Below are 23,166 nucleotides of genomic sequence, written 5' to 3'. Positions count from 1 at the left end.
AAGGTCAACCCTTACACGGGAGCACGACATGAAGATCGGCGAACTGGCCAAAGCAGCCCGCTGCACGCCCGAGACGATCCGTTTCTACGAGAAAGAGGGCCTGATGCCCGATGCGGAGCGCACCGATTCGAACTATCGCAACTACACCGACGTGCACGTCGAACGGCTGCGCTTCATCCGCAATTGCCGCGCGCTCGACATGGCGCACGACGAAATCCGCGCGCTGCTGCGGCTCACCGACACGCCGGCCGACCGCTGCGATTCGATCAATTCGCTGCTCGACGATCACATTGGACACGTCGATGCGCGCCTCGCGGAACTCACGCACCTGCGCGACCAGCTGACTGAATTGCGCCGCCAGTGCGTCGGCGAGCACTCGGTCGAGGATTGCGGCATCGTGCACGGTCTTGCGACGATGGAAACCGTCGCCCCGGCCGCGAAGCGCTCGCATCTCGGCTGAAACCCTTGTCAAACATGATAGTCTGATAGATAATAGTTATATTATTACTAGATATACTTTAACTATTCATGTCTACGAGCCGACCGTCCCCGCTCGCGCTGGCCGTCCTCGCGACGCTCACCGAAACGCCGATGCATCCGTACGGGATGCTGCAGCAACTGAAGGCCCGCGGCTACGACGAAGTCGTCAACGTGCGACAGCGCACGAGCCTCTACCAGACGATCGACAGGCTGCTGCGCGACGGGCTGATCGTCGTGCACGACACCGAGCGCGACGGCGCGTTTCCGGAGCGCACGCTGTATGCGTTGACGGAAGCCGGGCACACGGCGGGGCAGGCGTGGCTGCATGCGCTGCTCGCGGAGCCCGCGCGTGAATTTCCGGCATTCGGCGCCGGCCTCGCGTTCCTGCCGCTGCTCGATGCGGAAGATGCGCGTCGCCAGCTCGAGCTGCGCATCGCACGGCTCGACGCCGAGCGCGAGCGGCTCGAAGCGCTGCGCGCCACCGCGCAGGCCGACCAGGTGCCGCGCCTGTTCCTGCTGCAGAACGAATATGCGCTCGTGCTGCTCAATGCGGAGCTCGACTGGGCGCGCAGCGTCGTCGAACACCTGAAGATCGGCGCGCTGCGCTGGGTGGACGGCTGATGCATCGCGCCGGCCGTTTCCCGTCGGCGACGGGCGTCGGTCGCGTCAAAGCACCTTGCCGGGATTCAGGATGCCGCGCGGGTCCAGCGCGTCCTTCAGGCGCCGCATCAACCCGATTTCCGCGTCGCTGCGCGTGTGCGCCAGATAAGGGCGTTTGAGTACGCCGATCCCGTGCTCGGCCGACACCGAGCCGCCCATGTCGCGCACCACCGCATACACGCAGCGATCGAGCGCATCGGCATCCGCGTCGGTCATCCCGGCCAGCGACACGCCGATGTGCACGTTGCCGTCGCCGACATGGCCGAAGAACAGGCACGTGAGCGCCGGCCAGCGCGCCCGCAACGCCGCCTCGCAGCGTTCGGCGAACGCGCCGAGTTCGCCCGTCGGCAGACTCACGTCGAAGTTGACGAGATGGGGCAGCGCATCGATCGCAAGCCCTTCGCGCAGCGTCCACAAATCGCGCGCCTGCCGCTCGGAGGCCGCGAGCACCGCATCGTCGACGAGCGCAGCATCGAATCCGGCGGCCAGCCCCATTTCGAGCGCCCGGTGCGCATCGCCGCCCGGCGCGCTCGTCGCGCATTCGATCAACACCGCGAAACCGCCATCGCCGACAAATGGCGCAGACACACCGGGCGTATGGCGCGCGACATAGTCGTAGAACGCCGGCCACATCGCCTCGAAGCTGACGACTTCCGGCAGCATGCGCACGCGGTTCCACAGCGCGACCACCGCCCCGTAGTCGCGCACGCGGCAGAGCGCCGTGGCCGGCGCCGCGAGCAACGGATGCAGCCGCAGCACCGCGCGCGTGACGACGCCGAGCGTCCCTTCGCTGCCGATGAAGAGCTGCTTCAGGTCGTAGCCCGCGTTGTTCTTCAGCATCCGGTTCATCGACGACACGACCGTGCCGTCCGCGAGCACGGCCTCGAGCCCGAGCACCTGCTCGCGCATCATCCCGTAGCGGATCGCGCGCGTGCCGCCCGCGTTGGTCGCGAGCATGCCGCCGATCTGGCACGAGCCGCGCGCACCGAGATCGACGCCGAACGTGAAGCCCGCCGCTCCCGCGGCTTCCTGCACCGCCTGCAGCGGCGTGCCCGCGCGCACGGTGATCGTACCGGCCGCCGCGTCGAGCGCCTCGATGCCCGCGAAGCGCTCCATCGACAGCACGACCTCCCCGCCCAGCGCGACCGCGCCGCGCGCGAGCCCCGTCAGTCCGCCTTGCGGCACGACCGGCTGACCGAGCCGCATGCATAACGCGAGCGTGCGCGACACGTCGTCGACGCTGCGCGGGCGCACCAGCGCACGCGGCCGCACGCCGGCCGGCTCGTTGTACGCGGTGAAGTAACGCGGATCGATATCGGCCGCGCGCGTGACGAGCGCGTCGCCCAGTTCGGCGGCCAGCACGGCATCGACGGCATCGTCCGGCAGCGGCCTGCCGCCCGGTTCGCTGCCCGCGGCGCTCGGGTTCGGGGTCGGCATCGTGCGCGGCCCCGCTTACTTCGTCGAGATGTCGATATCGCCGAAATACTTCAGGCCGAGCGACTTCACCGTGCCGTCCGCCTTCAGCTTGTCGATCGCCGCGTCGAGCTTCGCCTTCAGCGCGTCGTCGCCCTTGCGCAGGCCGAACGCGATGCCGCTGCCGAGGATCTTGTCGTCGTGCACCGGCTGGCCGACGAACGAGAAGCCCTTGCCGTCCGGGCGCGACAGGAAGCCGCGCTGGCCGGACGGCGCGAGCACGAGCGTCGCGTCGAGGCGGCCCGCGACCAGATCCGCATACGCCTGGTTCTGGTCCTGGTACGGCACGACCGCGACGCCGGCCGGCTCCCAGTGCGCCTTCGCGAAGGTTTCCTGGATCGACGCCTGCAGCACGCCCACGCGCTTGCCCTTCAGCGATTCGGGCGTCGGCAGCAGCCCGCTGCCCGTGCGCGCGATCAGCTGGGTCGGCACGCGATAGATGATCGTCGTGAAGTCGATCGCCTGGCGCCGCTGCTCGGTCGCATTCATCGCCGAGTTGATCGCGTCGAACTTGCGGCCCTTCAGTGCCGGAATCAGCCCGTCGAACGACGTCTCGACCCATTTGCACGACAGCTTCGCCGTCTGGCAGACGGCATTGCCGACGTCGATGTCGAAGCCCTGCAGGTCGCCGTTCGGCGCCTTCGATTCGAACGGCGGGTATTGCGCTTCGAGGCCGAAGCGCAGCGTCGGCGCATCGGCGAGCGCCGCGCCGGCGCCGATCGCGCACGCGAGTGCGAACGCGAGTTTCAGGGTAGCCGTGTGTTTCATCGTGATCTCCAAGTGTCCGGTCGATGCGACGTCCCCGTCGCCGGTTGTCTTACAGCGAACGCAGCCGCCGCGCGCCTTCGACCAGCGTCGCGTCGTCCTTCGAAAAACTGAGCCGGATCACGCCGGCGTCGGTGCCGTCGGTATAGAACGCCGACAGCGGAATCGTCGCGACACGCGCGTCGCGGATCAGGCGCAGCACGAAATCGCTGTCGCTTTCGTCCGAGAAGTGGCGAAAGCGCGCGAGCATGAAGAACGAGCCTTCGCTCGGCAGCAGCTCGAAACGCGAATCGGCCAGCTCGCGCGCGAGCAGGTCGCGCTTGGCCTGGTAGAACGCCGACAGGCCGAGATAGCTGTCGGGCCGCGCGAGGATCTCCGCGAACGCGACCTGCATCGGCGTGTCGGCCGAGAACACCATGAACTGGTGCACCTTGCGGATCTCGTCCATCAGTTCGGCCGGCGCGAGGCAATGGCCGACCCGCCAGCCGGTCACGTGGAACGACTTGCCGAACGACGACACGATCACGCTGCGCTCGGCCAGCTCGCGGTGGCGCGCGACGCTCTGGTGCTGCGCGCCGTCGAACACGACGTGCTCGTAGACTTCGTCGGACAGCACCACGATGCCCGTGTCGCGCGTGAGCTGCGCGAGCCGCTCGAGATCGTCGGCGGAGAACACCGTCGCGGTCGGGTTGTGCGGCGTGTTGACGATGATCATCCGCGTGCGCGGTGTGATGGCCGCGGCCACCTCGTCCCAGTTCACGCGGAAATGCTCGGGCGACAGCTTGATCGCGACCGGCGTCGCGCCCTGCAGCCGCACGATCGGCGCATAGCTGTCGAACGACGGCTCGAAATAGATCACCTCGTCGCCCGGATGCACGAGCGCGCTGATCGCCGCATACAGCCCCTCGCTCGCGCTCGCGATCACCGTGATCTCGGTCGCCGGATCGTAGCGCGCGCCGTACAGCGCCTCCGTCTTCTCGGCGAGCCGCTCGCGCAGCGCGATCACGCCGGCCATCGGCGCGTACTGGTTGTGACCGTCGCGCATCGCGCGCGCGACGCCTTCGACGAGCGCCGGATCGGGCGCGAAATTCGGCGCGCCCTGCGACAGGTTCAGCGCGTCGTGTTGAGCAGCCAGTTGGCCGATCACCGTGAAGATCGTCGTCCCGACGTCGGGCAGTTTCGAACGGGGCGCGGTGGCGCTTCGCATGACTCCTCCTCCTGATGTCCTTCGGGCGGGGCGCGCCCTGCGCAACCCTGCATCTGCCGCATGATTTAGCCCGAGCCAATATCGGCGGACAATCGAAAGTTCGTCATGGCGGCCATGCATTTTTCTCATGGCCCGCCGGGAGAAGCACGCCACGGCAAGGCCGGCTAGACCGGCCGGCATGCAAATCGGGCATTTTCCGTACGAAAGGCTAGGCGTCCGCCGCCGCGAGGTACGCGAGCAGCACGGCCCGCAATTCGCGGCGTTGCGCGGCGAAATCGAGCGCGGGCCCGAGCGTCAGCAGCGCCTGCGACAGTCCGCCGTAGCAGATCGTGTGGGCCATCCGCGCGAGCCCGTCGAGCCGCGCGGCCGGCGGCGGATCGGCCGCGTGGGCCAGCGCGTCGCGCCACAGCGCGACATAGGCGTCGTAATGCCGGCGATAGGCGGCCAGCGGCGACACCTGCCGCTCCAGTGCGAACAGCGCGCCCCACAGCGCCGCGTCGGCGGCGATCGTATCGACCTGCAGATCGACCAGCGCGCCGGCGAGCGCGGCCCGCGGCGCGCCGCGCAACCGCTGCACCGTGTCGCGCAGCCGGTCGGCCAGTGCCAGCACGCGGCGGTGGATGCAGAGCGCCGCGAGGCTCTGCTTGTCGCCGAAATACTCGTAGAAGGTGCCGATGCTGACGCCCGCGACGGCCGCGATCTCGCGGATCGTCGCCTTCGCGTAGCCGCGTTCGAGCAAAAGCTGAACGAACGCCTGTTGCAGCGCGTCGGAGCTCGCCTGCGCGCGCGACTGGCGCGGCCGGCGGCGCAACGCGGGCGCGGGTTGCGCCGCCGGCGAGCCGGGCGGCGCCGGAACCTGAACATGTCGCGGCGGCATATTTGCTACTCTGAATTCAGCAGGGAATACGTTTTACCGGAAGCCGGAACCCGCGCCGACGCGCCCTTTCGCGCGGCATGACGCCGGCTGACCGCGCAGCACGAGACCGGAGACAACCGCGATGACCGACTCGACTCACGCCGTCACGAACCAGTTCGACGAACTCGTCGACTATAACCTCTTCGCGACGGATCTCGCGCTGCGCGACGCGCTCGCCCGGGCGGGCGCCGACTGGGCCGTGCCGCAGCTGGACGCGTACGGCGCGCGGCTCGGCAGCGCCGACACCGCGCGGCTCGCCGACGAAGCGAACCGCCACACACCGGAACTGAACGCGTTCGACCGGCGCGGCCGGCGCATCGACCGCGTCGATTTCCATCCCGCCTGGCACGCGCTGCTCGGCCAGTATCGCCACGAAGGCTTCGTGTCGCTCGCGTTCCGCGAGTCGCGCCGCGGCCGCTGGGCCGCGACGGCCGCCGGCTTCTACCTGCACGGCCAGATCGAGGCCGGCACGCTGTGCCCGGCGACGATGACGCAGGCCGCGATTCCCGTGCTGCAGAAGGAGCCCGCGCTGTGGGAGCTGCTGCGCGACAAGCTCTACAGCGACGACTACGACCCGCGCGACGTGCCGATCGCCGACAAGCGCGCGATCTGGTTCGGCATGGGCATGACCGAGAAACAGGGCGGCTCCGACGTGCGCGCGAACACGACGCTCGCCACGCCGGCCGGCGCGGGCGGCCGCGGCGGCGAATACCGGCTGCGCGGCCACAAGTGGTTCTTCTCGGCGCCGATGTGCGACGCGCACCTCGTCGTCGCGCGCACCGAAGCCGGCGGCCCGTCGTGCTTCTACGTGCCGCGCTGGCGGCCGGACGGCACGAAGAACGCGGTCGAGATCCAGCGGCTGAAGAACAAGGTCGGCAACCGCAGCAACTCGAGCAGCGAGATCGAGCTGAACGACGCGTGGGGGATCATGCTCGGCGACGAAGGCCGCGGCATTCCGACCATCATCGAGATGGCCACCTACACGCGGCTGAACTGCGTGCTCGGCAGCGCGGCGATGCTGCGCCAGGGCGTCGTGCAGGCGATCGCCTACACGCGCCAGCGCCACGCATTCGGCCGCGCGCTCGCCGAGCAGCCGCTGATGCGCACCGTGCTCGCCGATCTCGCGCTCGAAAGCGAGGCGGCGCTGTCGCTCGCGATGCGGCTCGCCGACGCGTTCGAGCGCGACGACTCGCCGCGCGAGCGCGCATGGAAGCGGATCGTCACGCCCGCCGCGAAATTGTGGGTCTGCAAGCGCGCGGTCGAGCTGACCGGCGAGGTAATGGAAGTGTTCGGCGGCAACGGCTACGTCGACGACGGCCCGATCGCGCGCCTGTTCCGCGAGGCGCCCGTCAACTCGATCTGGGAAGGCTCGGGCAACGTGATGTGTCTCGACGTGCTGCGCGCGGTGTCGCGCGAGCCCGACGCGGCCGCCGCGCTGTTCGACGAACTCGCCGACCTCGGCGCGGGCGAGCCGCGCGTCCGCGCGGCGCTCGACGCGTTGCGCGCGATGCTCGCCGCCCCGGCCGACACGCTCGAAGCGTCGGGCCGCGTGTTCGCGCAGCGGCTCGCGCTCGTCGCGCAGGCGTGCCTGCTGCGTCGCGATGCGCCGGCAGCGGTCGCCGACGCGTTCGTCGCGACGCGACTCGCCGCGCCCGACTGGGGCCGTATCGCGGGCGGCTTCGATCCGCGCGCGATCGACGTGGCCGCGCTGCTGCAGCGCGCGTACCCGGCCTGACGCCGGCCCGTTCACCCGAATTCCCGTTCGTTCGCCCGCCCGGAGCCTCGATGAACCTCGTCGCCGCCCTCGACCGCGCCGCCCGTGCGACGCCCGACAAACCGTTCCTCGTCAGCGAATCCGCGACGATCACGTATGCGGCCGCGCGCCTGCGTTCGCACCGCGCGGCGGCCGTGCTGAGCGCGCTCGGCGTTGCGGCCGGCGACCGCGTCGCCGCGATGTGCTTCAACACGCCGGCCTTCGTCGACCTGATGTTCGGCGCATGGCGCCTCGGCGCGGCGTTCGTGCCGGTCAACCACAAGCTGCAGGCGCCGGAAGTCGACTACGTGCTCGAACACAGCGGCAGCACCGCGCTGCTGTTCGACGTGGCGCTCGCACCGGTGGTCGAGCGGATCGTGCATCCGGCGCGGCGGCTCGTGACCGAAGGCGAACTCGACGGCGTGCCGAACTTCGACACGATGTGCGCGACGATGGACGGCCTCGCGGGCATCGAACCGGCCGACGACGACGTCGCGCAGATCCTCTATACGTCCGGCACGACCGGCCGCCCGAAGGGTTGCGTGCACAGTCATCACACGGTGACGCTCGCCGCGATGCAGGCGGCGCTCGCGATCGGGATCGACCGCAACGAGCGCACGCTGATGGCGATGCCGATCTGGCATTCGTCGCCGCTGAACAACTGGTTCGGCGGCACGCTGGTCGCGGGCGGCACCGTCGTGCTGCTGCGCGATTACCATCCGTTGCGCTTCCTGCAGACCGTCGAACGCGAGCGCGTGACGCTGTATTTCGGCGCGCCGGTGTCGTACACGCTGCCGCTCGACACGGTCGACGGTTTCGCGGCGTTCGACCTGTCGAGCGTGCGCGCGTGGCTGTACGGCGGCGGCCCGACCGGCGCCGCACAGGCCGAACGGCTTGCGCGGGCGTATCGCAGCCGCGCGTTCTTCCAGGTGTACGGGATGACCGAAACCGGGCCGGCCGGCACGACGCTGTATCCGGACGAGCAGATCGCGAAGGCCGGCTCGATCGGCCGCCACGGCGGCCCGGGCGTCGACCTGCGGGTCGTGCGGACGGACGGCGTCGATGCGCTGCCGGGCGAAACCGGCGAGATCTGGCTGAAGACCGGCAGCATGATGCTCGGCTATCTCGACGACGCGGCCGCGACGCGCGCCGCGTTCGCGCCGGGCGGCTGGTATCGCACCGGCGACCTCGCGCGGATCGATCAGGATGGCTATCTGTTCATCGTCGACCGGCTGAAGGACATGATCGTCACCGGTGGCGAGAACGTTTATTCGAAGGAAGTGGAGGACGTGCTCGGCGCGCACCCGGACATCGCCGAGGCGGCCGTGGTCGGCGTCGCGCATCCGGACTGGGGCGAGACGGTCGTCGCGCACGTGGTGATGCGGGCGAACGCGGCGCCCGATGCGGATGCGCTGCGCGCGTTCTGCGGCGAGCGGCTCGCCGCGTACAAGGTCCCGCGCGAATTCACGTTCGTGCAGGCGTTGCCGCGCACGCCGACGGGCAAGTTGCAGAAGTTTCTGCTGCGCGTCCATCGTAGTGACTAAGTACCCAGGATTGGGTCTGCGTGCTTACAATCCGCGCACTCATATTCTCCTCGCATAAGAAATTGCGGATAGCGAATCATACTTGTCCGATTGATCAACGCTTCTTATCTGGAATAGCGTCTCCGGACAGGACATTCCATTTACCGAGACAGGGCCGCGGTCAAGCAACGGCGACCATCAACAATGCCGACAGCATTGCAAGACACGTCATTTACATGCCTAAATTTATTATTGGCCTATGCCTGATCACTTCCAGTCCGGCATTCGCATGCATCGCCAGCGAGAACGTCGACATCTTTTTTTCGAGAGATAGCTCTCACATATCGAACGCCGAAATCGCTCGCATTGCAAAATGGACAGCCGACCAAAAGCTCAATTACGCAAATCACCTAACCAAGGAGACAACACTGATCAGCGGCCATGCCGAGGAAAGTGAACCGGGAGCACTGGCCCTTGCGCAATCAAGATTGCAAACCGCGTATGCACTGCTGGAGCAACTCGGTTTTTTACGTGGAGCCATCAAGAAGAGCGTCCGCGTCTATTCGCATGGCGACGTGGACAATGGGCGGCGCGTGGAAATTTCCTTCCTGCCCGATTGCCCTAACAAGTGCTGCGACGGCAAGTAACGCCACACCGCAGCCGATCATGGCGATGCGGTCTCGATGTACGCACGCGGCGCCCCTGCCTGCAAGATCCCTATGCCCGTCGGCCGTGTCCCACCAAAGAAAAAGCCACCGGACCCGGTGGCTTTTTCGCATGAAGCGCGGGACGACGCGTCGCAACGCCGCCCACACGTCACACCACATCAAACTACTTACTTCCCGCCGATGCTCTTCAGCGGCTTCCAGTCGCCCTTCTCGACCTTGTACATCGTGATGCCGCCGTTCTTCAGGTCGCCCTTCGCGTCGTACGCGACGTGCGTCGACGTGACGCCGGCCATGTCGGTCTTCGCGAGCACCGGCAGGTACTTCGCCGGATCGGTCGAATCGGCCTTCTTCATCGCGTTCAGCATCGCCATCGCGCCGTCGTACGCGTACGGCGAGTACGTCTGCACGTCTTCGCCGAAGCGCTTCTTGTACTTGTCCGCGTAAGCCTTGCCGCCCGGCATTTCTTCCAGCGGGAGGCCGGCCAGCGAGGCGATCGTGCCTTCGGCCGCGTTGCCCGCGATCTTCAGGAACGTCGGCGTCTTCACCATTTCGCCGCTCATCAGCGGTGCGGTGATGCCGAGCGCCTTCATCTGCTTGACCATCGGCGCTGCCTGCGAATCCGCGCCACCGTAGTAGACGAGGTCCGGCTTCGCCGCCTTCAGCTTCGTCAGGATCGCCTTGAAGTCGACAGCCTTGTCGTTCGTGAATTCACGGTCGACGATCGTCGCGCCGCCGGCCTTCGCGGCCTTCTCGAACTGGTCGGCGAGACCCTGGCCGTAGGCCGTGCGGTCGTCGACGATCGCGATCTTCTTCATGCCGAGATCCTTCGACGCGAACGTGCCAGCCACCGACCCCTGCTGCGTGTCGGACGTCATCATGCGGAAGGTCGTCTTGTAACCCTGCTGCGTGTATTCCGGCGCCGTCGCCATCGCGATTTCCGGAATGCCCGCGTTCGCGTAGATGCGCGAAGCGGGAATCGTCGTGCCCGAGTTGAAGTGGCCGAGCATGCCCTTGATGCCGTCGTCGACCAGCTTCTGGGCGACCGTCGTACCCGTGCGCGGGTCGGCCTGGTCGTCCTGCGTGTCGAGCACGAACTTCACGGCCTTGCCGCCGATCTTCGGGTTCGTCGCGTTGAAGTCTTCCAGCGCGAGCACGATCCCGTTCTGCATATCCTTGCCGTAGTGCGCCTGCGCGCCCGTCATCGGCCCTGCGTAACCAATCTTCACGTCGTCCGCATGGGCCGTCCCCGCCAGCGACATGACCGCGACGAACGTCGCGCCTGCCACTTTTTTCATCGTGTGTTGCATAGCATCTCCTTGGTACCAGGGTAAATGGAGCGGCTTCGGGATCGCCTGGCCGCTTCCTTTGTTTGATCCGAACGGCAAGGATGATCAGCCGATCGTCATCAAATTCGCATTGCCGCCCGCCGCGGCCGTATTCACGCTCACCGAGCGCTCCGTCAGCAACCGCTCGAGCGCGTAGTCTTCCGCGTCGCCGTTCTCGAACGCGCCCGCCGACACGCCCTGCACCGATACGATCGGGCCCGGGCGCTGCGCGACGTCCTTCACGAGCGTCTGCAGCTCGTCGCTGTCGCCCTCGAACAGCACCGCGTCGAACGGCGCATCGGCCTGCTTGCGCACGGCCGCGTGCACCTTCAGCGACGCCGGCAGTGCGGCCACCAGCGCCTCGCCCGCCGCGCCGGCGAACAACGCGCGGTTGCCCGTCGCCAGCACCGCCGCGAACTGCGCGCGCGCGCCGCCCGGCGTGGCCGCGACACACAGCACCGTGCCGCGGGGGCCGAGTGTATACGTGTTTCGCTCGCCCGTCGGGCCGGTCAGCACCGCGGTCGCGCCGGCCGGCACCTGGGCGAGATAGCCGTCGCAGCGTGCGGCCAGCGCCGGCTCGCGCTGCTCGATCAGCCAGTCGCGCAGCGTCGTGAGCGCCGCCGCCGGGTTGCCGCGCGCATCGCTTTCGGTCGCGCCGTCCGCCACCAGCGACTGCGCGAGCGAGCGCGGCAGGCCCGACGGACGCGTCGCGAGCAGCCGCTGCAGGTACAGCGCGCCGCCGGCCTTCGGGCCCGTGCCCGACAGCCCTTCGCCGCCGAACGGCTGCACGCCGACCACCGCGCCGATCACGTTGCGGTTCACGTAGATGTTGCCCACGTGCGCATTCGAGATCACGTGCGCGATCGTCTCGTCGATCCGCGTGTGGATGCCGAGCGTCAGCCCGTAGCCGGTCGCGCGGATCTGCTCGAGCAGCTTGTCCAGCTGGCTGCGGCGGTAGCGCACCACGTGCAGCACCGGGCCGAACACTTCACGCTTCAACTCGTCGATGCTGCCGATCTCGATCAGCGTCGGCGGCACGAACGTGCCGTGCGCGCACGCGTCGGGCATCGGCAGTTGCGTGACCGCATGGCCCTTGTCCTTCATCGCCGCGACGTGCGTGTCGATCGTCTGCTTCGCTTCCGCGTCGATCACCGGGCCGACGTCGGTCGACAGCCGGTCCGGGTTGCCGAGCGCGAGCTCGTGCATCGCGCCCTTCAACATCGTCAGCGTGCGGTCCGCGACGTCGTCCTGCAGACACAGAACGCGCAGCGCCGAACACCGTTGACCGGCCGAGTCGAACGACGACTGCATCACGTCCGCGACCACTTGCTCCGCGAGCGCCGACGAGTCGACGATCATCGCGTTCTGGCCGCCCGTTTCGGCGATCAGCGGAATCGGCTTGCCGTCCGGATCGAGGCGCGCGGACAGCGTCTTGTTGATCAGGCGCGCGACTTCGGTCGAGCCCGTGAACATCACCGCACGCGTGCGCGGATCGGCGACCAGCGCCGCGCCGACGGTTTCGCCCGTGCCCGGCAGCAGTTGCACCGCGCCGGCCGGCACACCGGCCTCGCGCAAGAGGCGCACGGCCTGCGCGGCGATCAGCGGCGTCTGTTCGGCCGGCTTCGCGAGCACCGTGTTGCCGGCGGCGAGCGCCGCGGCCACCTGGCCCATGAAGATCGCGAGCGGGAAGTTCCACGGGCTGATACAGACCACGGGGCCGAGCGGACGGTGCGTATCGTTCGAGAATTCGCCGCGGATTTGCGCCGCGTAGTAGCGCAGGAAGTCGACCGCTTCGCGGATCTCGGCGATCGCGTTCGGCAGCGACTTGCCGGCTTCGCGCACGATCAGGCCCATCAGCGTGTGCATCTGCGCTTCGAGCAGGTCGGCCGCGCGCACCAGGCAATCGGCGCGCGCATCGACCGGCGTCGCCTGCCAGATCGGCCCGGCGGCCACCGCGTGCGCGAGCGCCGCGCTCACGTGTTCGGCCGTCGCTTCGCTGACCGTGCCGACCACGTCGCGCTGGTCGGCCGGGTTGCGCACGTCGCGCGCCGCGGCGTCGGCGAGCGCGTCGTCGGCGAGCATCGGCGCCGCGCGCCACGGGTGGTGCGCGCTCGCGAGCAGCGCGGACGACAGCGACGCGAGACGGTGTTCGTTCGACAGGTCGAGGCCCATCGAATTGGGACGCTCGTCGCCGTACAGGTTGCGCGGCAGCGGAATCTTCGCATGCGGCGCGCCGAGCGGCACGACCTTCGACGCTTCGTCGACCGGATCGGCGACCAGTTCCTTCACCGACACGGTCTTATCGGCGATGCGGTTCACGAACGACGTGTTCGCGCCGTTTTCCAGCAGGCGGCGCACGAGGTATGCGAGCAGCGTCTCGTGCGTGCCGACCGGCGCGTACACGCGGCACGGACGGTTCAGCTTGTCGCGGCCGGTGACTTCCTCGTACAGCGGCTCGCCCATTCCGTGCAGGCACTGGAATTCGTACTGGCCCGGGTAGTAGTTCTGGCCGGCCAGGTGATAGATCGCGGCCAGCGTGTACGCGTTGTGCGTCGCGAACTGCGGATACACGGCGTCAGGCGCCGCGAGCAGCTTCTTCGCGCACGCGAGGTACGACACGTCGGTGTAGATCTTGCGCGTGTAGACCGGATAGCCTTCGAGGCCGTCGACCTGCGCCCGCTTGATCTCGGTATCCCAGTACGCGCCCTTCACGAGGCGGATCATCAGGCGGTGACGGCTGCGGCGCGCGAGATCGATCAGGTAGTCGATCACGAACGGGCAGCGCTTCTGGTAGCCCTGCACGACGAAGCCGATGCCGTTCCAGCCCGCGAGATCCGGGTCGAAGCACAGCGCTTCCAGCAGGTCGAGCGACAGTTCGAGACGGTCGGCTTCCTCCGCGTCGATGTTCAGGCCGATGTCGTAGCGGCGCGCGAGCAACGCCAGCGCGCGCACGCGCGGCAGCAGCTCGCTCATCGTGCGGTCCTGCTGCGAGCGCGAGTAGCGCGCATGCAGCGCCGACAGCTTGATCGAGATGCCCGGGCCTTCGTAGATGCCGCGGCCGCCGGCCGCCTTGCCGATCGCGTGGATCGCCTGTTCGTACGATGCGTAGTAACGCTGCGCGTCCTCTTCGGTCGTCGCCGCTTCGCCGAGCATGTCGTACGAGTAGCGGAAGCCGCGCGCTTCGTACTTGCGGCTGTTCGCGAGCGCTTCGGAAATCGTTTCGCCGGTGACGAACTGCTCGCCCATCAGGCGCATCGCCATGTCGACGCCCTTGCGGATCAGCGGCTCGCCGCCGCGGCCGATCAGGCGCGTGAGCGCCGACGACAGGCCGGCTTCGCTGTTGGTCGTCACGAGCTTGCCGGTGATCATCAGCCCCCAGGTCGCCGCGTTCACGAACAGCGACGGCGCGTGGCCGACGTGCGAGCGCCAGTCGCCCTTGCTGATCTTGTCGCGGATCAGCGCGTCGCGCGTCGCGCGGTCGGGAATGCGCAGCAGCGCTTCGGCGAGGCACATCAGCGCGACGCCTTCCTGGCTCGACAGCGAGAACTCGTGGATCAGCCCTTCGACGCCGCCGCCCGAGCTCTTCTCGCGCAGCGCCTCGACCAGCTTCGTCGCGAGCGCCTGCACGTCCGCCTGCAGATTCGCCGGCAAACGCGCCTGGCCGAGCAGGAACGGCACGCATTCCGGTTCCGGACGGCGGTATGCGGCCGTGATCGCCGCGCGCAGCACCGATTGCGGCTGCACGTTCTGCGCGAACTCGAGGAACGGATGCGGCGAGTTGTCGTCGTCGCCGTCCGCGGCCTGACCGTCGGCGAGCTCCGTCACGCCGCTGTGGCCCGACAGCTCGGGCGGCAACTGGCCGTGCTCGATCCGCTCGAGATACGCGAAGATCGCCTGCTTGATCAGCCAGTGGGGAGTGCGCTCGAGACGCGTTGCCGCGTCTTTCAGGCGCGAGCGGAGAAGGTCGTCGACTTTGACGCCGAGAGTCGTGCTTGCCATGGTGGGTTCGTGCGCCGGTGCGAGCCCGGCAGTGTGGTGTAAGAGGATGCGCGAAATCCTACGGCACGCAATAAAAAGGTGCAACCAAATTGAGAGGTGGGTTGCACCCAGAAGTTAGTCAATATAATCAGCCACTTATGAGGTTGCAACCTAGGGGTTGCCCGTGGTCGAGGGCTCGGTGTTTTCCCTGATCGGCTGGCCCGGCACGCGCGTGCAACCCTCGGCATGCGCGGAAGCGGCCGAAAATGGGTTGCACTGGGGTGACGTAGCGAGGGGCCGGCGGCGGGTACGCGACGGGGAGAAAGGTTGGGCACCGACGGCGCCGGTGGCCCGATCCGGCACGCGCCGGACGTTTGCGCGCCGGGCGAGGGTTCGGCTATCCGGCGGCCCGATATCCGGCGACGCCGCGCGACGGCCGCGCGGGCGCCGCTCAGATATCCAGCGGATCGACCTCGACGCTCCACCGCAGCACGCCCTTCAGCGCGCGCAGCTCCGGCTGCCATGCGCGCAGCGCATGCTGCAACGCCGCCCGCGACGCGCTTTCGAGCAGCAACTGCGCGCGGTGGACGTTCGCGACCTTGACGATCGTCATCGGCACGGCGTCGTACACGGTCACGCGATCGGCGCCGGGCAACCCCGGCAATGCGGCCGCGGCCTGCAGCAGGAACGCGAGCGCCGCATCGAGCGTGCGCCCTTCGGCGCGCAGCAGCGCCTGGTAGACGAACGGCGGCAGGTGGGCGTCGCGACGCTCGCCGAGCTGCGAATTCGCGAAGCCCACATAGTCCTGCCGTCCGAGCGCGTGGTACAGCGCGTGGCGCGGGTAGCGCGTCTGCACCATCACCTCGCCCGGCAGGCCGGCGCGCCCCGCGCGGCCGCTCACCTGCATCAGCTGCGCGAACAGCCGCTCGCTCGCGCGGAAGTCGTGCGAGAACAGCGCGGTATCGGCATTGAGCACGCCGACGAGCGACACGCGCTGAAAGTCGTGCCCCTTCGCGATCATCTGCGTGCCGACCAGGATGTCGACCTCGCCCGCGTGCACGTCGGAAAAAAGCGCCTGCGCGCTGCCCTTGCGGCGCGTGCTGTCCGCGTCGATCCGCAGGATCCGCGCGCCCGGCACGGCCTCCGCGAGCGCCTCCTCGATGCGCTGGGTGCCGCGCCCGAGCGGCGCGATGTCGACGTTCCCGCACTCGGGACACGAGCGCGGAATCCGCGCTTCCCAGCCGCAGTGATGGCAGCGCAGCGCATGCTCGGGCTTGTGCAGCACGACGTACGCGCTGCAGCGCGGGCAACCGGCCACCCACCCGCATGCGTCGCACGCGAGTTGCGGCGCGTAACCGCGTCGGTTCAGGAACACGAGGCTCTGTTCGCCGCGTTCGAGCCGCGCCTTCAGCGCCGCGACGAGCGGCCCCGACAGCCCGCCCATCGACGCGCGCCCGCGCCGCCGCTCCTCTTCGAGATCGATCAGCCGCACGGTCGGCAGCGTCGCGTCGGCCACCGCGCGGCGCGACAGCGTGAGCCGCGTGTAGCGGCCCTGCTCGGCCTGCCACCAGCTTTCGAGCGACGGCGTGGCCGAGCCGAGCACGATAGTGATGCCGAGCTGCTTCGCGCGCCACACCGCCAGGTCACGCGCCGAATAGCGCAATCCTTCCTGCTGCTTGTACGCGGGCTCGTGTTCCTCGTCGACGACGATCAGCGCGAGCGTCGGCATCGACGCGAGCACCGCGAGCCGCGTGCCGAGCACGATCCGCGCGCGGCCCGTGTGCGCGGCGAGCCAGTTGCGCGCCCGCTCGCCCTCGGCGAGCCCGCTGTGCAGCGTGACGATCGCATCGTCGGCGAGCGCGCCCGCGAAGCGCGCGCGAAACGCGGCCTCGAACTGCGGCGTCAGGTTGATTTCCGGCACGAGCACGAGCGCCTGCGCATTCGGCCGCGCGTCGAGCAGCGACGCAAGCGCATGCAGATAGACCTCGGTCTTGCCGCTGCCCGTCACGCCGTGCAGCAGGAACGGCGCGAAGCCCTGCGCCGCGCGGATCGCATCGAGCGCTTCGGCCTGCTGGTCCGTCAACGCCGGCGGCACAGCGCGTCCACTGCTTGTCGACAGGTTATCCACAGGGTTGACCACAGGCGCATCGGCCCAGCCGATCTCCTCGACGTCGACCCAGCCGCGCGCCGCCCAGTCGTCGAGCGTCGCGGCCGCCTTCGGATGCAGCGCACGCGCGTCGGGCAGCGCCAGCGAACCGGTATCGACCAGCGCCTGCGCGAGCCGGCGCAGCGCGGCGCCGCGCGCGGGCAATGCGTCGGGCAGCGCCGCGCGGCCGGCTTCGGTCGGCCGGTAGCGCACTTCCGGCGCGAGCAGCCGCCCCCAGCGCCCGGCATCGCGCAGCGCCTGCGGCAGCGCCGGTAACGCGACTTCGCCGCGCCCGCGCTGATAGTAGTCGGCGGCAAACGACACGAGCGCGAGCCAGTCCGCCGACAGCGGCGGCAGCTCCGTGCAGATCGTATCGACCGCGCGCAGCCGCGACGGCGGTACATCGGTATGAGTGGTGACTTCACAGACGAGCCCGACGGCCTGCCGTTTGCCGAACGGCACCTGCACGAGCGTGCCGGGCACGGGTGCCGGCTGCGCGTCGCAGCGATAGTCGAACAGGGTCGCGAGCGGGTGGTCGAGCGCCACGCGCAGGTAGGTGTCGCTCATCCACGCGCTCCGGCAGCGGCGATCCACAGCATACGGACGACCTGCAGCCGCGCCCGTATCGCGACGGCGAACTTAAAGTAAAACGTCAGATTCGGCGCTAAGTTTTGGATTCGCATTAGGAATCGCCGTATACCCTGCCCAGCCTGTGGATAACTTTGTTGAGAACTCGCCGCTCAATGGCCGCAACGCGCGCCGGGCCGTGCTTTCCGCTGTTTTTCGCCGCTTCCGGCGGTGCCCCGCGAAGCCTTATTCCATAAGGCTGCTATTCAAATTACCCCACCATAGCGAGACAAATTGACCGATACGGGGCTCTACCGCGCTGCAACGTGGAAAATGTGTATAAGTCAAGTCTTGACAAGCACCGAATCGCCAACGGGAGCGGGGTTGCGTCCTGTTTAGTTTCAAAAACGAAACATCACCATCCCGCAGTGCAACATGACGGCGCTTGCGTTCAGCGCGCCGCTCCGCTACGGATCGCGCGGCTGTGGGTATGTACTTCGTCGACGAGTTCGGCGACGTGATCGGGCGACGTGAATTGCGAAATGCCGTGCCCCAGGTTGAACACGTGGCCCGGATGGTTGCCGTAGCTGTCGAGCACCGCGCGCGCCTGTTCGCGCACCGCGGCCGGCGGCGCAAACAGGATCGTCGGGTCGAGATTGCCCTGCAGCGCGACGCGCCCCGCGACGCGCTCGCGCGCGGCGCCGAGGTTGACGGTCCAGTCGAGCCCGACCGCGTCGACGCCGGTCGCCGCGATCTCTTCGAGCCACAGCCCGCCGCCCTTCGTGAACGTGATCACCGGCACGCGCTCGCCGTCGTGCTCGCGCTTGAGCTGCGACACCACGCGGCGGATATAGTCGAGCGAGAAGCGCTGGTACGCGCCGTCGGCCAGCGCGCCGCCCCACGTATCGAAGATCGTCACCGCCTGCGCGCCCGCTTCGATCTGCGCATTCAGGTACGCGGCCACCGCCTGCGCGTTCACGTCGAGAATGCGATGCATCAGGTCCGGGCGCGAATACGCCATCGACTTCACCGTCCGGAAATCGTCCGAGCCGCCGCCTTCGACCATGTAGCACGCGAGCGTCCACGGGCTGCCCGAGAAGCCGATCAGCGGCACGCGCTGCCGTCCCTGGCCGTCGATGAGCGCGCGACGGATCTCGCGCACGGCGCCGGTCACGTAGCCGAGCGTCTCCTCGATGTCCGGCACCGCGAGCTTCGCGACGTCGGCCTCGGTGCGCACCGGATGCGCGAACTTCGGCCCTTCGCCGACCTGGAAGTCGAGGCCGAGCCCCATCGCGTCGGGAATCGTCAGGATGTCCGAGAACAGGATCGCGGCGTCGAGCGGGAAGCGCTCGAGCGGCTGCAACGTCACTTCGGTCGCGTAGTCGGGATTCTTCGCGAGACCGAGGAAGCTGCCGGCGCGCGCGCGCGTCGCGTTGTATTCGGGCAGGTAGCGGCCCGCCTGGCGCATCAGCCAGATCGGCGTGTAGTCGGTCGGCTCGCGCAGAAGCGCACGCAGGAAGGTGTCGTTGAGCAGGTTATGGGCCACGGTAGGAGCGACGATGCGAAGGCAAACCGGCATTTTACCGGACAGCCGTGCTCGGGCTGCGCATGCCGATGCGATGGCGGCCATATGACGCGCGCGATGGCTCCGTTATGATCGGACGCTCATATCGAACGAAACGAAGGAGGAGACCGATGAAGACATTCGCCACGCTTACCGCCCTCGCCACTGCCGCCGCGTTTTGCTGCGCTGCCGCGCACGCGCAGGGGGCGACCCCGGCCACGCCCGCGAGCGCCGCGGCCGCCGGCTCACGGCTCGACGACGTGCTCGCGCGCGGCACGCTGCGCGTGTGCACGACGGGCGACTACAAGCCGTATTCGTACTACCGCGCGGACGGCCGCTTCGAGGGCATCGACATCGACATGGCCGAGTCGCTCGCGAAATCGCTCGGCGTGAAGACCGACTACGTGAAGACGAGCTGGCCGAACCTCACCCACGACTTCGTCGCGAAGTGCGACATCGCGGTGGGCGGCGTGTCGACGACGCTCGAGCGCCAGAAGCGCGTGTTCTTCACGCAGCCGTACGTGGTCGACGGCAAGACGCCGATCGTGCGCTGCGCGGATGCGGACAAGTACCAGACCGTCGCGCAGATCGACCGGCCCGACACGCGCGTGATCGTGAATCCGGGCGGCACCAACGAGCGCTTCGCGAAGCAGTTCTTCACGCATGCGAACCTGAGCGTCTATCCGGACAACGTGACGATCTTCAAGCAGATCCTCGCGGGCAAGGCCGACGTGATGGTGACGGATGCGTCCGAGACGCTGCTGCAGCAAAAGCTGAATCCGGGCCTCTGCTCGGTGCATCCGGACAAACCGTTCCAGTTCGGCGAGAAAGCGTACATGGTGCCGCGCGGCGACGTCGTGTTCCAGCAATACGTCGACCAGTGGCTGCATCTCGCGCTGTCGACGGGTGAATACCAGGCAATTGCCGACAAGTGGCTGAAGTAAGCGGACCTGTGCCACGGCGGCCGATCACGGGCATCGCCCCGCGGCCGCTGGGTCCCGACATCCCGCATGGAGCGGCGGTCGGCATGCCGCCGTTACACATTGCCGTCGCTGCGCCGGGCCTTCCGGCGGCGCGAAACCCGCCGAATTGGCCGAATGGCCGACTTCCACGCATTCCGATCACGTTTCAAAATCTTTCTGACGAATGAATCGTCATGCGCGGTATCGGTCGCGCCATGCACTTTCTCGCGTGAAAATCGGCAATTCATCGCGCCCGATACGCGTGAAAAACCCATCGCGCGCATACCTTGAAAACGCAGCGGAAAAGATGGGTAAATATGACCTTTTTCAGGACCCCGAAAACAGCAAAAAATCCCGGAAAGCCTTATCTGGCGGGCGTTACAACCTGAAACACTTTGTTACCGCCACGGGTCATTAATTCGCCCACAATGGGCCTCAACGGTTTCAACACGGATGCGGTCTCGTGTGCCAAGTGTGAGCGGACGCGAAGCGCTGCGAGCCAGTCGGTCACGTACCGAAGCCCTTCCGAGGGGCATCCCTGTTGGAGTCGTTTCCGGCCCCCCGCCGGATCCGGTTTCATCTTTGGTCTCCTCGCGCTAACCCCGTAGCGTGTGGTTTTTAGCGGGCTAATAAGCCCGCTTTTTTTCGTCCGTCGAAAACGTAGCCGGCTACACGGGACGGCCCGCAGGCCGCCATGTTTTTCCCGCGCTGTCCCGCTTCAGGCGGTCTTCTGCACGTCGAGCTTCAGTTCCTCGATCATCCGCTCGCGCATCACGAACTTCTGCACCTTGCCCGTCACCGTCATCGGCAGTTCGTCGACGAAGCGGATATAGCGCGGAATCTTGTAGTGCGCGATCTGCCCGTTGCAGAACGCGCGCACGTCGTCCTCGGTCATCTGCTCGTCAGCGCGCAGCACGATCCACGCGCACAGCTCCTCGCCGTACTTCGCATCGGGCACGCCGAATACCTGCGCGCTCTGGATCTTCGGATGCCGAAACAGGAATTCCTCGATCTCGCGCGGATAGACGTTCTCGCCGCCGCGAATCACCATGTCCTTCAGGCGGCCGACGATGTTGCAATAGCCGTCCTCGTCGAGCGTCGCGAGGTCGCCCGTATGCATCCAGCCGTCGACCAGCACCTCGCGCGTCTTCACGTCGTCGTCCCAGTAGCCGAGCATCACCGAATAGCCCTTCGTGCACAGCTCGCCCGTCGCGCCGACCGGCACGATGTTGCCGCTCGGATCGACGATCTTCACTTCGAGATGCGGCTGGATGCGGCCGACCGTCGTCGTGCGCTTTTCGAGCGGATCGTCGGTCGAGCTCTGGAACGACACGGGGCTCGTTTCCGTCATCCCGTACGCGATCGTGATTTCGGACAGATGCATCTGCGCCACCACGCGCTTCATCGTCTCGATCGGGCACGGCGAGCCGGCCATGATCCCGGTGCGTAGCGTCGACAGGTCGAATGTCGCGAATTCCGGGTGATCGAGCTCCGCGATGAACATCGTCGGCACGCCATGCAGCGCGGTGCAGCGTTCTTCGGCCACCGCCGCGAGCGTCGCGACCGGGTCGAACGCTTCGCCGGGAAACACCATCGCGGCGCCCGTCGACACGCAGGCGAGCACGGCCAGCACCATCCCGAAGCAGTGATAGAGCGGCACCGGGATGCAGAGCGAATCCTGTTCGGTGAAACGCATCGCCATCGCGATCGAGCGCGCGTTGTTGACGACGTTGCGGTGCGTGAGCGTCGCGCCCTTCGGGCTGCCGGTCGTGCCGCTCGTGAACTGGATGTTGATCGGATCGTTGGCGTCGAGCGTCGCGCCGATCGCATCGAGCAGCGCCGGATCGACGGCCCGGCGGCCGCGCGCCATCACGTCCGCGAAGCGGAACATGCCGGCGGGCGCCGTCTCGCCCATCGACACGATCGTACGCAGGCTCGGCACGCGCGCCGCGTGCAGCTCGCCCGGCGTCGCGGTCGCGAGCTCCGGCGCGATGGTTTGCAGCATCTCGACGTATGCGGAACGCTTGAAGCGCTCGGCCGCGATCACGGCCTTGCAGCCGACCTTGTTCAGCGCGTATTCGAGCTCCGACAGCCGGTAGGCCGGGTTGATGTTGACGAGCACCGCGCCGATCCGCGCGGTCGCGAACTGCGTGAGCAGCCATTCGCTGCGATTCGGCGACCAGATGCCGACGCAGTCGCCCTTCACGATCCCGAGCGCGGCGAGCCCCGCGGCCAGCACGTCGACCTCGTGTGCGAATTCGTGCCAGGTCCAGCGAATCTGCTGTTCGCGGAACACGACGGCCGGACGATCGGGAAAACGGCCGGCCGTGTCGAGCAGGAACCGGCTGATCGTCGCTTCGGATAGCGGCACGTCGGTCGCGCCGCGCACGTACGACAGTCCGTTTTCGGGCGCGATCAGCGCCCCCTTGCCAAGGTCTGCTGCCATCGATGTCTCCGTCCGTTTTCGTCTGATCGGCCCGACACGCGGCTCGCGCGGGTCCGCTCCGCCGCCGTCGCGACGGATAGCCTCTCCGCGGATGATGCCGTGCGCGGCTGACGACACTCTGACATCGAATCGCGGCGGCCGGGTGGAATAGCACGACCGGACGATACGGTCCGGCCCGCAAAAAAACAGACGAAAACGACGGGCGAAAAAAAAGCAGCCCGAAGGCTGCTTTCTTTCGCGGGATACGCGCGCGGCTCAGTGCCGGCTGCGGATCTTCGCCAGACGCTGGATCGCCTCGAGCTGCGCCATCGCGGTCGCGAGCTCGGATTGCGCCTTTGCGAGGTCGAGGTCCGACTTCGCGTTCTGCAGCGTTTCCTCGGCACGCTTGCGCGCTTCCTCGGCTTTCGCCGCGTCGAGGTCCTTGCCGCGGATCGCGGTATCGGCGAGCACCGTCACGGCGCCCGGCTGCACTTCGAGAATGCCGCCCGCGACGAACACGAATTCGTCGTTGCCGCCCTCGACTTCGATGCGCACCGCACCCGGACGAATCCGGGTGATGAGCGGCGTGTGGCCCGGCAGAATGCCCAGCTCACCCGTTTCGCCCGGCAGCGCGACGAATTTCGCCTCGCCCGAGAAGATCTGCTCTTCCGCGCTGACGACGTCTACTTTGATGGTTGCCATATCGACTCCAATCTCATCCACGGGTTGAGCGTATTGCGGCCGGCGCGGGCGG

16 protein-coding genes are annotated in these 23,166 nt (G+C 67.8%); 6 read left to right on the top strand and 10 right to left on the bottom strand.

Going from position 1 to position 23,166, the window contains the following annotated elements; translation table 11 throughout:
- Positions 1-28 precede the first annotated feature (28 nt).
- Together cadR and CFB49_RS00570 are read left to right on the top strand one after the other, a co-directional pair.
- On the top strand, positions 29-460 hold the full coding sequence (cadR, locus tag CFB49_RS00575) for a Cd(II)/Pb(II)-responsive transcriptional regulator (protein WP_006477300.1): 432 nt from the start codon (positions 29-31) through the stop codon (positions 458-460).
- A gap of 68 nt (positions 461-528) precedes the next feature.
- Positions 529-1,101 carry a PadR family transcriptional regulator gene (locus tag CFB49_RS00570; protein WP_069618771.1) on the top strand — a complete coding sequence of 191 codons (573 nt, stop codon included), beginning with the start codon at positions 529-531 and terminating at the stop codon, positions 1,099-1,101.
- Between the two features lie 45 nt (positions 1,102-1,146).
- Here CFB49_RS00570 and CFB49_RS00565 read toward each other — a convergent pair whose 3' ends face one another.
- The 4 genes from CFB49_RS00565 to CFB49_RS00550 form a co-directional block, all read right to left on the bottom strand.
- The gene (locus tag CFB49_RS00565) at positions 1,147-2,577 is read right to left on the bottom strand and encodes an FAD-binding oxidoreductase (RefSeq protein WP_089490530.1); all 1,431 of its coding nucleotides are present in this window, start codon (positions 2,575-2,577) and stop codon (positions 1,147-1,149) included.
- A 15-nt stretch (positions 2,578-2,592) separates the two neighbouring features.
- On the bottom strand, positions 2,593-3,381 hold the full coding sequence (locus CFB49_RS00560; RefSeq protein WP_089434426.1) for an ABC transporter substrate-binding protein: 789 nt from the start codon (positions 3,379-3,381) through the stop codon (positions 2,593-2,595).
- A 49-nt stretch (positions 3,382-3,430) separates the two neighbouring features.
- Positions 3,431-4,585, bottom strand: coding sequence for a pyridoxal phosphate-dependent aminotransferase (locus CFB49_RS00555; protein ID WP_011694020.1), 1,155 nt, complete (start codon positions 4,583-4,585; stop codon positions 3,431-3,433).
- A gap of 208 nt (positions 4,586-4,793) precedes the next feature.
- Complete coding sequence (locus CFB49_RS00550; protein ID WP_069618773.1) at positions 4,794-5,462, bottom strand: TetR/AcrR family transcriptional regulator; 669 nt, start codon at positions 5,460-5,462, stop codon at positions 4,794-4,796.
- A gap of 121 nt (positions 5,463-5,583) precedes the next feature.
- On the opposite strand from CFB49_RS00550, the gene CFB49_RS00545 reads away from it, so the two are divergent.
- The 3 genes from CFB49_RS00545 to CFB49_RS00535 are packed head-to-tail and all read left to right on the top strand — an operon-like array spanning position 5,584 to position 9,424.
- A complete protein-coding gene (locus CFB49_RS00545; RefSeq protein WP_089490529.1) occupies positions 5,584-7,236 on the top strand; it encodes an acyl-CoA dehydrogenase family protein in 1,653 nt (550 codons plus the stop codon).
- A gap of 50 nt (positions 7,237-7,286) precedes the next feature.
- On the top strand, positions 7,287-8,798 hold the full coding sequence (locus tag CFB49_RS00540) for a class I adenylate-forming enzyme family protein (RefSeq protein ID WP_089490528.1): 1,512 nt from the start codon (positions 7,287-7,289) through the stop codon (positions 8,796-8,798).
- 20 nt (positions 8,799-8,818) lie between these two features.
- A complete protein-coding gene (locus CFB49_RS00535) occupies positions 8,819-9,424 on the top strand; it encodes a hypothetical protein (RefSeq protein WP_249190576.1) in 606 nt (201 codons plus the stop codon).
- Positions 9,425-9,612: 188 nt separating this feature from the next.
- Here CFB49_RS00535 and CFB49_RS00530 read toward each other — a convergent pair whose 3' ends face one another.
- The 4 genes from CFB49_RS00530 to hemE all read right to left on the bottom strand — a co-directional run bounded on the left by CFB49_RS00530 (position 9,613) and on the right by hemE (position 19,007).
- On the bottom strand, positions 9,613-10,752 hold the full coding sequence (locus CFB49_RS00530) for a branched-chain amino acid ABC transporter substrate-binding protein (protein ID WP_050015844.1): 1,140 nt from the start codon (positions 10,750-10,752) through the stop codon (positions 9,613-9,615).
- A gap of 84 nt (positions 10,753-10,836) precedes the next feature.
- On the bottom strand, positions 10,837-14,769 hold the full coding sequence (gene putA / locus CFB49_RS00525) for a trifunctional transcriptional regulator/proline dehydrogenase/L-glutamate gamma-semialdehyde dehydrogenase (RefSeq protein WP_089490526.1): 3,933 nt from the start codon (positions 14,767-14,769) through the stop codon (positions 10,837-10,839).
- 430 nt (positions 14,770-15,199) lie between these two features.
- Complete coding sequence (locus tag CFB49_RS00520) at positions 15,200-17,461, bottom strand: primosomal protein N' (protein ID WP_069618777.1); 2,262 nt, start codon at positions 17,459-17,461, stop codon at positions 15,200-15,202.
- Between the two features lie 451 nt (positions 17,462-17,912).
- Positions 17,913-19,007, bottom strand: a complete 1,095-nt coding sequence (gene hemE, locus CFB49_RS00515) for a uroporphyrinogen decarboxylase (RefSeq protein ID WP_306426961.1) — start codon at positions 19,005-19,007, stop codon at positions 17,913-17,915.
- 149 nt (positions 19,008-19,156) lie between these two features.
- Between hemE and CFB49_RS00510 the strand changes: the two genes are divergently transcribed.
- A complete protein-coding gene (locus CFB49_RS00510) occupies positions 19,157-19,969 on the top strand; it encodes a transporter substrate-binding domain-containing protein (RefSeq protein WP_089490524.1) in 813 nt (270 codons plus the stop codon).
- A gap of 736 nt (positions 19,970-20,705) precedes the next feature.
- Here the strand turns inward: CFB49_RS00510 and CFB49_RS00495 are convergent.
- Both CFB49_RS00495 and CFB49_RS00490 read right to left on the bottom strand, forming a co-directional pair.
- Entirely contained in the window at positions 20,706-22,433 is a 1,728-nt protein-coding gene (locus CFB49_RS00495; protein WP_089490522.1) for an AMP-binding protein, read from the bottom strand.
- A gap of 255 nt (positions 22,434-22,688) precedes the next feature.
- Positions 22,689-23,114: a F0F1 ATP synthase subunit epsilon gene (locus tag CFB49_RS00490; RefSeq protein WP_006477288.1), complete on the bottom strand. Its 426-nt coding sequence runs from the start codon at positions 23,112-23,114 to the stop codon at positions 22,689-22,691.
- Positions 23,115-23,166: the final 52 nt, after the last annotated feature.

This window comes from Burkholderia sp. AU17457 (assembly GCF_002223255.1).
Classification (GTDB): domain Bacteria; phylum Pseudomonadota; class Gammaproteobacteria; order Burkholderiales; family Burkholderiaceae; genus Burkholderia; species Burkholderia sola.
The sequence above is the reverse complement of the archived record's forward strand: the minus strand, read 5'-3'. Positions and strand labels throughout refer to the sequence as shown.